Annotated in this window: 8 protein-coding genes; 7 read left to right on the forward strand and 1 reads right to left on the reverse strand. The window is 43.2% G+C overall.

What is annotated here, in order from left to right; genetic code table 11:
* Positions 1-22 precede the first annotated feature (22 nt).
* Positions 23-3,067 carry an S-layer homology domain-containing protein gene (locus AC0L13_RS02965; protein WP_473643798.1) on the reverse strand — a complete coding sequence of 1,015 codons (3,045 nt, stop codon included), beginning with the start codon at positions 3,065-3,067 and terminating at the stop codon, positions 23-25.
* 464 nt (positions 3,068-3,531) lie between these two features.
* On the opposite strand from AC0L13_RS02965, the gene AC0L13_RS02970 reads away from it, so the two are divergent.
* The 7 genes from AC0L13_RS02970 to AC0L13_RS03000 all read left to right on the forward strand — a co-directional run bounded on the left by AC0L13_RS02970 (position 3,532) and on the right by AC0L13_RS03000 (position 12,532).
* The gene (locus AC0L13_RS02970) at positions 3,532-4,926 is read left to right on the forward strand and encodes a TldD/PmbA family protein (RefSeq protein WP_473643800.1); all 1,395 of its coding nucleotides are present in this window, start codon (positions 3,532-3,534) and stop codon (positions 4,924-4,926) included.
* Positions 4,923-6,275 carry a TldD/PmbA family protein gene (locus AC0L13_RS02975; protein WP_473643802.1) on the forward strand — a complete coding sequence of 451 codons (1,353 nt, stop codon included), beginning with the start codon at positions 4,923-4,925 and terminating at the stop codon, positions 6,273-6,275. The genes AC0L13_RS02970 and AC0L13_RS02975 overlap by 4 nt, the downstream gene beginning before the upstream one ends.
* 196 nt (positions 6,276-6,471) lie before the next feature.
* Entirely contained in the window at positions 6,472-6,813 is a 342-nt protein-coding gene (locus AC0L13_RS02980) for a thioredoxin family protein (RefSeq protein WP_473643805.1), read from the forward strand.
* 42 nt (positions 6,814-6,855) lie between these two features.
* Positions 6,856-8,607, forward strand: a complete 1,752-nt coding sequence (locus AC0L13_RS02985) for an ABC transporter ATP-binding protein (protein WP_473643807.1) — start codon at positions 6,856-6,858, stop codon at positions 8,605-8,607.
* Positions 8,608-8,637: 30 nt separating this feature from the next.
* Positions 8,638-10,386, forward strand: a complete 1,749-nt coding sequence (locus AC0L13_RS02990; protein WP_473643809.1) for an ABC transporter ATP-binding protein — start codon at positions 8,638-8,640, stop codon at positions 10,384-10,386.
* Between the two features lie 69 nt (positions 10,387-10,455).
* Entirely contained in the window at positions 10,456-10,950 is a 495-nt protein-coding gene (locus AC0L13_RS02995; RefSeq protein WP_473643812.1) for a hypothetical protein, read from the forward strand.
* Between the two features lie 247 nt (positions 10,951-11,197).
* On the forward strand, positions 11,198-12,532 hold the full coding sequence (locus AC0L13_RS03000) for a sensor histidine kinase (protein WP_473643814.1): 1,335 nt from the start codon (positions 11,198-11,200) through the stop codon (positions 12,530-12,532).
* Positions 12,533-12,536 lie beyond the last annotated feature (4 nt).

Raw genomic sequence — 12,536 nt, forward strand, 5'->3', positions numbered from 1 at the left:
GGTGAGTGAATTCACATTGCCCTTATTCAGATGTCACTGTTAAGTTAGATACTTTTTCAACTCCATTTATTACTACGGTTAATGTATATTCGCCTGTAGCCAATGGATCTGTAGTGACAGTAACAGTCGATGCCCCTTCAGTAAAAGCTGTTGCCTGAATTTCTGAAACTTCGATAGCATTATCATTATCATCTACTAACGTGACATTTACGTCCGGTATACCAGTAGGAAACTCATTCCCAATAGTGGCATTTACCAAAAACGTAAATCCCGTCTCATTTGCAGCGGCTTCAGTTGTAGTGATTAAAAAGGAATAGTTGCTGTTGACATTATCTATAGAAATCAATGCGAAAGAAACTTTATCTCCTTCTTTTTTATAAGTGACTTTCGCTCGGCCTTCATTCTCTTTCACCATTTTTTCAAAGTATGAAATATCAATGGTTACACCTCTCTCGTTAGTGAAAGATGCACCACTATAGGATACTGGCGACTTGTCGAAAAATGTAAGAGATTTCTTTTCTGTATTAATCGTTTCAACAATTCCAGTATAGATTGGGTCTACAGATAGAGTGGATACAAATTCAATTTTGTCCTCCATACTATTCAAGATGATCGGAAGAGCTTTGTTATTAGCAAGATTTTTATCAGGCTGTGCAATACCACTACCAACTACACGGACGGAAGATGACGTATCGCCAACTGTTTCAATGGTGATTTCTGGATTCATGTATCTAGAGCCGCTTAATGTTGGTGTAGTAATGCTCCGATTTGGTGAAATGACATGAGTTTCCGTTTCGCCATCATTTGTAGTGTAGCTAATCTCTACATCTTCTCCACCAGTATTCCATATTGTAAAAGTTGCATCGATATGGCTATACTCTTCTGGCAGATCAAATGGGAAGAAGCTTTGATTAGCAGGGTAGTATTCGACTATGGCGGTTTCTTTGCCAGTGAATACTTTTTTATCCGGTCTAGGCACAGCACCGTTGCCGTCTGTCACGAAAAGCGTTCCGTAGGTTGGCATTGACTTCTCAAAATACGTGATCTGGCCGATTTGGAACGATTCCCCCTCGTCAAGTTTTCCTTCTGCAGCATTTGAAGAGTTTACGTCAATCCATGCGAGTGGGGTTGCGTAATCGCCGACTTTTTCACTCACAATTGTAAATATAAGTTCTCCGTATTCGTTTGTCTTTTCGGAGATTTGTTTTTTAAATGAGTAGTCACTTAGATCTATTAGAAACGCTTCTGTGTTTGTTGCGATGTTTCGATCCAAATCTTCATTAAAGGCAATATTTACAACTTCGTTTGCTGCGGGCTCACCATTTTTGTCAAAAACCATTATCGTAAATTCACGACCGTTTTCAAAACCAGCTGCAGTGTTCGGATCTTCACCAAAACTTCCGAACATCTCAATCGTGTATTCGGATTGTGCTGCGTTAAAGGTTACTTTCTCTGTTTGTATTTGAAGTTTGTCTGTCCCGTAAGTCGTTGCATCCGTCTTGCCGTTGTCAATAAAGGCGATAGGGGTCGCGCTTGCGTTCGAACCTGTCACAGTGAAAATGGCTTCCCCTTTGCCATCAGTAGTCACTGAAGCAACGCTAGGCTGATCGTTGTTCAATAATTGGTAGGGGTTTACACCGTTTACAGTTGCTTTTGAAGTTTTATCAATGTTGACGTTAATGTTTTCTTCAAAAGTAACGAAGAAGCGCTGATTGGCAATCGGCTTCCCGGTTTTTGGGTCAAGGTACGTCAGCTTATATGTCTTATCTTCGCCGTTGTTAAGTGTATTGCCTTTATCTTCACTTGTTTTGTCAGCTGGTGCAATTGTAAGGATTTTATTAACTCCCCAAAAAACAAATGCATGGCTGCGTAGAGTTGGTGCCCCAGTCGGATAGGCGATTACTGCATCATCGCCTGCAGCGTACTGAGTATAAGATAATGTTGCAATACCCTCAGAATTTGTTACAGCTTCAAAAACTTGGTCTTTGTTAAGGGTGTTTTTTGAATCAGCCATTACATTGAATGTTACAGGGATTCCTGCTTGCTTTACTCCCACATCAGCAGAGATGATAGCTTGTTCCCCGACTTGTCCTTGCACAGACTGGGTAGTGATATTAATCTTCGTAGGGATTACAGTAGAGACGCCATCAAAGCTACCCAACTCACTTCCATTGTATGAAACAGTGTATTTCTTTCCACCTTCTTGAACCGCAGTAGTCAATACAACTGTTTTTGCGTCAGATTGTTTTATTGCCGCATTAGATATAGTTAACCCTTCGATTGTGAACATTAAGGAGTCTATGTTCTCTATAGTGTCAACAAACGTTACTTCAACTGTAGTAGCATTAACTGCATTAACTGATGCAACATCTGATGGGATATCTGATTCAGTACCAGTCACGTTTGAAAGGTCTGCATTCAAGAAATTGTTAAGGAACGAAGCAAAATGTCCGCGAGTTGTTGTATCTTTCGGGTTGAAAGTTGCAACTGTTGTGATGTCAAAGAAGTCTAGAACATCGATTGCTGGACGAGCTTCAGCTTTTGCAGCGTTGCGGTCAGTAACTTCTTTGTCGAAGTTTTGACCATCTACATATTGTACTAGATCGATTTCTTTGACTGTATCAAATGCACGAACAAGTACGACTGCCATGTTTTCACGAGTGATGTTGTCGCCTGCAAGAAGGCGACCGTTGCTTCCGTTGAATACGCCGTTGTCTTTAACAACTGCAGCATATTTTAGAAGCTCGTCGTTTGAAGCAGATGTCAAATCTGTGAAACGTGGGTTCGTTTTGTAGTCTGAAGGGACTTCGTAGCCTTCAGAAACAAGCCATTTACCCATCAATTTAACAACGTCAGAACGAGTCAACGTTTTGTTCGGTTTGAAAGAGCCTTCTTCGTAACCCGAGATGATACCAGCATCAGATAGTGCGTCGATCGCTCGTTCGTGTGTGTTGCCTTTTGTGTCTGAGAACTCTTTCGCGCTTGCTACTGGTGCTACTGCAGATGCTACGAGTGCTGCTGATGCAGCGCCGGCCAGAAACTTTTGATACTTTGGTTGATTAGCCACTCCTATTTCCTCCCCTTATTTAGATAATGCAATATAAGAAGTTCTACTACCATTTTGCCGTGGGGTAGAAGGCAAATACTTTTGCCGTAAATCCCATACGATCTCTGAACAATGGAGGTTTGGAAATTATGAACCATTCCTATTTTTCAGATATCTATGGAGTTAATAAAGCAAACATTATCTGTTTTGTACGGTCGATTCAATATGGTTGGACGATAACGTCCATTTTTATGTTTATTTAGTCAAGCGTGGAAATTAGTATTCTTATGTAACATAGAGGAGAAGAGAGCTCTTCATTTAGATATATAACGGGTTGCGATATGCCATGTCCGAATAAACATAAAAAATACCCATATCGTCAAACCGTATTGAAAATGAAAGTCATCGGGGATAAGGTCGTACTATATCAAACCTTTCAGAACAATTGAAATGGTTATTTTGGTTATTAGATAAGGGGTGTGGATATGATACAGCAGTCAGTGGCGGAAAATATCATCCATGCGGCGCTTGAAACGGGCGGCGATTTTGCGGAGATATTTATTGAGGATAAGCGGAATTCCACAATTAGCATGATTGGAGGAGTTGTCGAACGGGCATTGGCCGGACGGGATTATGGAATCGGCATCCGAATTTTAAAAGGTGAGTATTCGGTGTATGCGTTTACAAGTGATGACACGGAAGCGAACTTGATGCAGGTTGCACAAGCCGCTGCTCAAGCGATCAAGAGCAACCCGATTGATATCACGTTGAACTTTCAAAAAAAGGTAATTGACAATAAGCATAATATCCTTGTCTTGCCGAACACAGTATCGAAACAGCAAAAAGTGGAATGGCTTAGAAGGGCACATAACGCTGCCAAGGATTTTGATCCAGTCATCGCCCAAACGACAGCGACTTTCATTGATACGGTGAAAGATATTTGCATCGTGAACTCGGAAAGGTTGTTCGTCGAGGATCGCAGGGCGTATAACCGTATGGGTATTAGTGTTATCGCGGAATCAGGGAATGACAGGGAGTCCTCCGATTTCGGTCCCGGATCATTCGGCGGCTTGGAGTTCATGGAACAGCTTGACATTGAAGGCGTTGCAAGGGAAGCGGCACGAAGCGCAAAAACGATTCTATTTGCGGACCATGCGCCATCCGGGAACTTCCCGGTCGTCATTGACAACGAGTTCGGGGGCGTCATTTTCCATGAGGCATGCGGACATGGCCTCGAAGCGGCAGCAGTTGCTAGAAAGGCATCTGTATTTGCGGATAAGATTGGTGAATATGTCGCATCGCCACTTGTGACCGCCTACGATGATGGAACGATACCGAACGCCTGGGGATCGCTCAATATCGATGATGAAGGCATGGCAACGCAGAAAAATCACTTGATTGAGAATGGTATTTTAAAAGGGTATTTAATCGACAAATTAGGCAGCCGGAAGATGAATATGGCGCCTACCGGGTCGGGTCGACGTGAATCGTATAAATACGCGCCGACGTCCAGGATGAATAACACATTCATCGCGCCTGGGCATTCGACACCGGAAGAGATTATCGCTAATACGGAACTTGGCATCTATGCCAAGTATATGGAAGGCGGATCTGTCAATCCGACGACGAGTGATTACAATTTCTCGGTCAGTGAAGGATATATGATCCGAAACGGAAAAATTGCCGAGCCGATTAAAGGGGCAGCGATTATCGGCAAAGGAATCGATACTTTGAAGAAAATCGATATGGTCGGCAACAACCTAGGGCTTGGTGTGGGAATGTGCGGAGCATCGAGCGGGACAGTGCCAGTCACGGTCGGACAGCCGATGATCCGTGTTTCCGAACTGACGATTGGCGGAAGAGGAGGGGATGGAAGATGAATATCCAAGACTTTCAAGTAGAACTGTTTGCAGTCGGGAATGATATGGGGTTCGAGGAAATGGAAATCTTCTACTCCTCCAGCAAATCGGTGTCGATCTCTGTTTATCACCAGGAAATCGACGATTATACAATTATGGAAGAGGGCGGCGTTTCGTTCCGCGGCTTATATAAAGGCAAGATGGGCTATGCGTATGCCGAAAGGATCGACATTGACTCCATCCCGCTTCTTTTGGAAGAAGCGTTGAACAATGCACTCATCATCGAAGTGGACGACGGTGAAGACCTATTCGAAGGATCGGATGGATACGCTGACCCAAGACCGTTTTCAGAAGCGATCGATCAGCTTGAAACGGAAGAAATGATTCAAGCTGCAATGGATATGGAAAGGATTGCATATGAAAAAGACGAACGCATCGCTTTTGTTCAAGCGTCATATACATCCAAAACCATCAAAGAAATGTTAATTGCCAATACGAAAGGGATGCATTGCCATTCAAAAGTTGCATTTGCTGCGGCTGGCATCTTTTTGACGGCGCAGGATGGTGAGTCGACCGCTACCGGCGGGGAGTCCGATTTCACGATGACCTCCTTCTCGGAATTGGACCGGACGAAGATTGCCGAAAAAGCGGTACACGAGGCTGTCTCCAAATTGCACGCAAGCTCGCTTGTATCTGGAGCGTATCCAGTCCTCTTCCGTTACGACACAGCTACAGAACTGGTCGGTTCCTACTTAGGTCAATTATCCGCCGAATCCGTCCAGCAAGGATACTCCAAGCTGAAAGGGAAGCTAGGCAAACAAATTGCTGGCGAAAACATATCGTTCGTCGATGATCCATTAATGAAAGGCGCTATCACTTACGCCCAATTCGACTCTGAAGGCTTTGCCACTCGAAAGAAGGACCTCATACGAAATGGAAAACTAATGACGTTCCTTCATAACCGTAAAACCGCGAAGAAGGACGGAGTGGAATCGACAGGGAATGCTGTCAAAGGCGGTTTCAGGTCAACCGTTAGGGTCGGTCCATACAATCTCTATTTGCAACCGGGCACATCGACGCTCGAAGAAATGATTGCAGACTCTGACAGAGCGCTGTTGATCGTCGAGCTGCAAGGCACGAATGCCGGCATCAATTTCACCGCCGGGGACTTCTCCCTTGCAGCCATCGGTTTCCTAATCGAGAACGGAAAAATCGTCCGTGCCGTCGACCAGATCACCATCGCCGGCAATATCTTTGACGTACTATATGATGTAAGCGAAATCGGAAAAGACCTCCGCATCCGAGGGTCCATCACGCTCCCATCAATTAAAGTTAACTCACTACAAGTATCTGGAAGTCAATCAATATAAAAAACGGCATACATGTCCTCGAGAAGGACATGTATGCTCTTTGAAACCCTAATCAACACAAAAAAGGACGCAATCGACCAACCATATTGAATCGATAAATCAATCCGTATAAATTGTGTATAATAACAATTTTTGATTTCTGAAAAATCATTTAAGTTAAAAGAGAAAGAGAGCTATCACTAAGGGGGAACTAACAATGTCAACAGTGCACAATCTAACAAAAGAAAATTTCCACAAGGAAGTCATAAAATCCGCTCATCCCGTATTGGTCGACTTCTATGCTGACGGTTGCGGGCCATGCGAATTCATCGCCCCGATCCTGGACGAGCTGGCAGAAGAATACGAAGGCCGGTTGAAATTCACAAAATTCTACGTACCGATGGATGACGTGCTAAATAATTCGAATGAAATCGTCAGCAAATATGATGTAATGGGCTTTCCAACCCTACTCATCTTCAAAGATGGAAAAGTGGGACATACCCATTTAGGCTCACTGAATCGATCAGAGCTCATTAATTTCCTGGATGCTGCATTGTAAGCCGATAGGTCAATGGTATTTGACATAAGGGAGGGATAGCGCATGGCATCCAGTGAAAAACAGTTGAAAAAACATGCTGAAAAGGGAATATGGAAATCCTATTTCCGTCTGATGTTCAAAGCAAAATTACCATGGGGTTGGATCATCTTTGTATCAGTCCTCTATATGTTTTCTTCAACTATCACATTAGCGTTTCCGAATTTCGCCTCAAAAGTGGCTACAGGTGTATTGAAGCCCTACATCATTTGGGGTACAGTCGCACTTATTGTAGCGGACGTCACGATGTCGGGTATTGTCCGGTATTTCAATAAATTGCTTGTCGCCAAAATCGACGTCAGTTACCGGTCATTGATATGGGAACGGCTCATCAAGTCACCGTTGCGCTTCTTTGACCAGATGAAGCCGACGACGATGGTCACCCGGATTACGACCGATGCGACGAAGATCAGTACAGTGTTGGGATCGTACTTGCCGTCCTTTGCCGCGACTATCTATGGCACCGTCGGGGTCGTTGCAGTCATCTTCACATATGATTGGCGTCTTGCATTATCCGTAATCGTTTATATTCCGTTGTATCTCCTATTCAACTTGTACTACGGGAAATGGAATTACCGCGCTTTTAAGGAGACGTACAATCGGCTATCGACTTTGACGCAGTTTCTATCCGAGTTGCTCATGAGTGTTCCACTCATCAAGACATTCGTGATGGAATCGAAAGAGGACGAACGCGGTCATAAGAACTTGCAATATTACTATAAAGCAAACATGCGAAGATATATCGTCATGTGGGTGGAAAACCCGATCAATGGAATTTTGAGCGTGACATCCGATATTCTTGTCATCTTGTATGGCGGATACCTCGTGAAAACTGAAATTATCACGATTTCACAATGGCTTGGCTTCTTCATGTACATCGGCATGCTTTGGGGAATGTTAGGCTCCATCCTCATGATGTATGTGGAAATCAAGAAGAGTCAGGGAGCAACGGACCGCATCGCTGCATTGATGGATGGCGAGTTGGAAAAAAGTGAAAGCAGTTTCGGAATTTCAAATTTGAAAGAGGACATCGTATTCAAGGATGTCGGCTTCAGCTACGGTGAAAAGCCTGTTTTGGGCAATCTCGACTTCACTATTCCAGTCGGGAAAGTGACGGCTATTGTCGGTCCGAGCGGCAGTGGGAAGTCAACAATCTTCTCCATGCTCCAACAGTTCTATCAACCGGACGTTGGTCAAATCCTAACAGGCAATACACCGATTTCGGAATATCATTTGACCGACTGGCGTGATTTATTTGCCGGCGTTGCTCAAGATAGTCCGATGATTTCCGGGACGATCCGTGAAAATATCGTCTACGGCGTAAATCGCAGTGTGACAGAATTCGAGTTGGCGGAAGCCGCCAGGAAAGCGAATGCCTTGGATTTCATCAAAGGATTCAAGGATGGTTTCGATACGTATGTCGGCGAGGCAGGTTCGAATTTGTCGGGCGGACAGAGACAGAGAATCGCCATTGCAAGGGCTATTTTACGAAATTCCGAGATATTGTTGTTGGACGAAGCGACAGCAAGCTTGGATAGCCAAGCAGAAAGGTCTATTCAAGAAGCAATGGATACATTGATGATGGGAAGAACGACGATCATGATTTCTCATGACCTATCCAATGTACAGCATGCTGACCAAATCATTGTATTGAATGGCGGAACAGTGGATGGTACAGGTACGCATGAAGAACTCATAAAAACAAATGAGTTGTATCGTCTTTTAGTTCAACTCCATACAGGTTCATCTGCAGGCTGAAGTCTGCAATCTGAGTAAGGGGGGGTAATGATGGAGGGAACTGAAACGAAAAAACGTAGTTGGAAAGAGTTTTTTGGGCTGATCTTCAAATCCAAATTGCCTTGGCATTTGTATATTATAGGTGTAATAGTGGCAATGGGCTCCACAACCGTCGGGTTAATTATGCCTAAATATATCCAAGGGATATTCGAAGGTGACATCTTTAATAATGAGGTTGTGAGAAATTATATTTTGCTAGGTGTACTCTCAAACGTACTAATAGCTCTCTCAGCACTGTTTTTCTCAATTACGCCGCCGATTGCCATGAGAAATGTGCAGAAGACAGTTTGGTCGAAAATAATGCATATGAAAATGAAAGACTATTCAAAACAGCCGTCACAGAAACTGATCAGCCGGGTTACGGATGACCCGCTTTACATTGACAGTGTCATTTCCGGGATGAAGACGGTTTTGACGTCAACTTATTCACTTGTCGGTTCATATGCAATCATGTACGGTATGAATCCTAAATTGACATTTGCGTTGTTGCCGGTCATTCCATATATTTTGATCGTCTCGGCAATTGTCGGACATTATACGCAAAAGACACAAAAAGACGTACAAAATCAATACTCCGGAGTGACAGCGTTTTTTGCGGAGCGGCTGCCAAGAATCCGGATGGTAAAGTCGTTCAATAAAGAAAACGAAGAAATCGGACTTGGGAAAGATATCTTGCTTGCGCAATACAAGGCGGAGAAGAAAAGGATCACCGTCGATCTCTATGCAGAGCCGTTAATGCAAAGTGTCCGTGCAATCATCGTCGGAACTGTGCTGCTATACGGAAGTTACCTCGTTTCCCAAGGGGAGTTGAAGGTAAGTCAAGTCATTTCCTTCTATTTATATGTCCAATTCATCCATAGCAACGTTTTGCAATATGGGTTGTTCTGGCAAACGTTGAAGGAGGCAAAAGGGGCTTCCGATAAAATTTCCAGCATCCTAGATTCGGAAAGTGAAAGGATGAAAAGGGAAGAGTCCATGCCGGCTATGGAAAAATTGGACTTGAAGCTTGAGAACATATCCTTCGGTTATGGGGATAGGAATGTATTGTCCCGCTTAAACTTATCCATCCCAGCAGGCAAGGTGACAGCCATTGTCGGACCGAGCGGTTGCGGAAAGTCGACGATCTTCAAGCTGATTGAACGTTTCTATGAACCGAACGTTGGACGTCTCATCATTGGGCAAACGCCTGCTGAAAAAATTCATCTGGATGATTGGAGAAGATCCATTGCGTCTGTTTCACAATCGAGTCCTTTGCTTTCCGGTTCGATTCGTAACAATATCACGTACGGTCTCGAAAGGGAAGTGAGTGTCGAGGAAGTGCGGCAGGCGGCTGAACTTGCAGATGCATTGGAATTCATAGAGGAGTTTCCGGACGGCTTCGATACAGAAGTCGGTGAATTCGGCTCAAGGCTATCGGGTGGACAGCGACAACGGATCGCTATTGCACGTGCATTCATACAGGATGCTCCGATTTTGCTGCTTGACGAGGCGACATCGAGTCTTGACGCACAATCTGAGCATAATATCGAGAGATCGTTGGCGTTGCTTATGAAAGACCGAACGACAATCATGATTGCTCATGACATGAACTTTATTAAAGATGCAGATCAAATTATCGTCATCGATGATGGAACAATTTCCGGATCGGGAACGCATGATGAATTAATGAAGAGAAATAAATTGTACAAACTGCTTGTCGATATTCAATCGACAAAAGATGAGAGAATGGCGTTTTGCTAACAAAAAATAGTTTGAATCACTGGATGACCAGTGTTCAATAAATATTCATATTCATAGGGGGAAGAGAAGATGAAAAAACTTTTAATGGTACTGCTTATGGCATTTCTCGTTTCAGCTTTAGCGGCATGCAGTGGGGATGACAAGAAGGACGACAGTCAAGCGGCGGCCTCAACTGAACAGGAAGAGGGCACACAATCGGATGATGGAGAAACTGCAGAAGCGACGGATAATGAATTCTATAATAAAGTCGTTGAGCTTCTAAAAGAGGAAGGTTATGAGATTACGAATATTACGGGAGGAGATCCGGAGTTCTTTACCGATACGCAATCCGCTTTTTCAGCTGAGGTCAACGGAGAAGATATATTGACGTTGCAAATTTTTGAAATTGATCCTAACAGTGAACATTTGAAAAACGCTGCTAATACGGGAATGGGACAAGCGGAATTCGAAGGCGAAGTAGCAGAAATTCCGGTTATGGTCATTGATAATCACTACTTCTTCTTAGCAGAAGGCCACCCGGACCAAGAAGCCATTTACAAACTACTTCAAGAGAAGTTGAAATAAAATGTAGAAAAACGCAAAATGGCCGACGTCCTTTTTGCGTTTTTCTAATAGAAAGATTTCCAAGTAACAACCTCTACTGGATATAACTACCTGTGTATTTCTTCTCATTAAATTGAATTTCGACAAATTTTTAGATATAATACTTTAATAATAAATGTTGATCGAATATTATAACTGAACGGAAACAGAGAGCCAAGTGCTAGTGATAAGTGGAGCATTTTGACTGGAAACAGGTGAAGAAGTGAGTATGACTGTGTTATTCAACATTCTAGATATACTTGTTTGGGCGATTCAGATATTTACGGGACTGATGCTTGGTCTGTCGCTAGTTGGTTTGAAGGTCAAAAAGTTCATCAAACGATTAGTAGTGCCCAGTGTTATAGGCGGAGCAGTCTATGAGATTGCTAATCACTTTTACCCCTCTCACATGCTTGTGATAGCAGTCATTATCGGGCTATTTCTAACACTTGTCATCCTATTGAAAGAGCCGTTTACACAAGTGTTAGTTGCTGTATTGCTTGCAATCATTTTTAATCTCCTCATAATAGAGCTTCTTGAGTACAATGGTTTCTATCTGTTACTGGAGATTGCTGGCGCTTCTTTAGATGCGGGGACGAGAGTGTCGATCAATCTTTTTGTAATGTTGAATAATGTTTTCCTATCAATCATCATCGCATCTAAGTCACCAGTTTTATTTCCAAAAGCATTATTTGAGAAGTCTTTGCATGCGGAAGATCCTGAAATATCATTTAGCGGACAAGTCTATTCTGTCATTATCATATTGTTTTTGCTTGTGGCGGGCCTCTATTATACATTGCTGGAACTGCAGCATGTCCGCTTAAATTATCGTTGGTTCCTTACATTATGGCTGCTTGCAGTCACAGTTGCCATTTTATTATTTCAGCGTAAAATTATATTATTTAAAAATGAAAAAGTGCAGTTGTTCTTGGATAAGCAATACCAGAAGGAGCTGTTGTCCTTTTTTAGCATTGTCCGGTCGCAACGGCATGATTTCAATTTTCACTTGGCCGCCATTAATGGGCTTATGCAAAACAAAGAGTATGCGGCATGTCAAGCATACATCAATGAGATCGTGAAATCGGCAACGGTTGTCAATGATCTGCTGCCTCTTCATCATCCGGCAACTGCCGCCATGTTGAGCACATTCAAGGAACGGGCTGCCGTGAAAGGTATTTCCATTCATTTTATAATCATGAATGATTTGCGGAATTGTCCTTGTTCAGTTTACGAAATCAATAAAGTGATCGGTAATCTGCTTCAGAACGCGATTGACGAGGTCGAGCAACTCCCTAACCTTGTACAACCCATTATCGTAGAACTGAATACTGAGAGGGATCAGTTGAGCATTGTGGTTACGAATGAAATTCGCATGAAAGGTGATCAATTGCCCGATTTGTTCCAAGTGGGCTATTCTACAAAAGAGCAGCACGAGGGACTTGGATTGCCGGCAGTAAAAAAGATTGTGGATAAATACCACGGAGTCGTTTATCCGGAATTGAATGGGGATAACATCAGTTTCCATGTGTTCATTCCGGAAGTGTACTCTACGAAGAGGGGGTGAAGAG

The organism is Sporosarcina sp. QA0331 (assembly GCF_055808055.1).

What these genes read in the sequence shown, in the direction of transcription:
- AC0L13_RS02970 (WP_473643800.1), top strand. Translation starts at nt 3,532, where the DNA reads ATGATACAGCAGTCAGTGGCGGAAAATATCATCCATGCGGCGCTTGAA.
- AC0L13_RS02975 (WP_473643802.1), top strand. Translation starts at nt 4,923, where the DNA reads ATGAATATCCAAGACTTTCAAGTAGAACTGTTTGCAGTCGGGAATGAT.
- AC0L13_RS02980 (WP_473643805.1), top strand. Translation starts at nt 6,472, where the DNA reads ATGTCAACAGTGCACAATCTAACAAAAGAAAATTTCCACAAGGAAGTC.
- AC0L13_RS02985 (WP_473643807.1), top strand. Translation starts at nt 6,856, where the DNA reads ATGGCATCCAGTGAAAAACAGTTGAAAAAACATGCTGAAAAGGGAATA.
- AC0L13_RS02990 (WP_473643809.1), top strand. Translation starts at nt 8,638, where the DNA reads ATGGAGGGAACTGAAACGAAAAAACGTAGTTGGAAAGAGTTTTTTGGG.
- AC0L13_RS02995 (WP_473643812.1), top strand. Translation starts at nt 10,456, where the DNA reads ATGAAAAAACTTTTAATGGTACTGCTTATGGCATTTCTCGTTTCAGCT.
- AC0L13_RS03000 (WP_473643814.1), top strand. Translation starts at nt 11,198, where the DNA reads ATGACTGTGTTATTCAACATTCTAGATATACTTGTTTGGGCGATTCAG.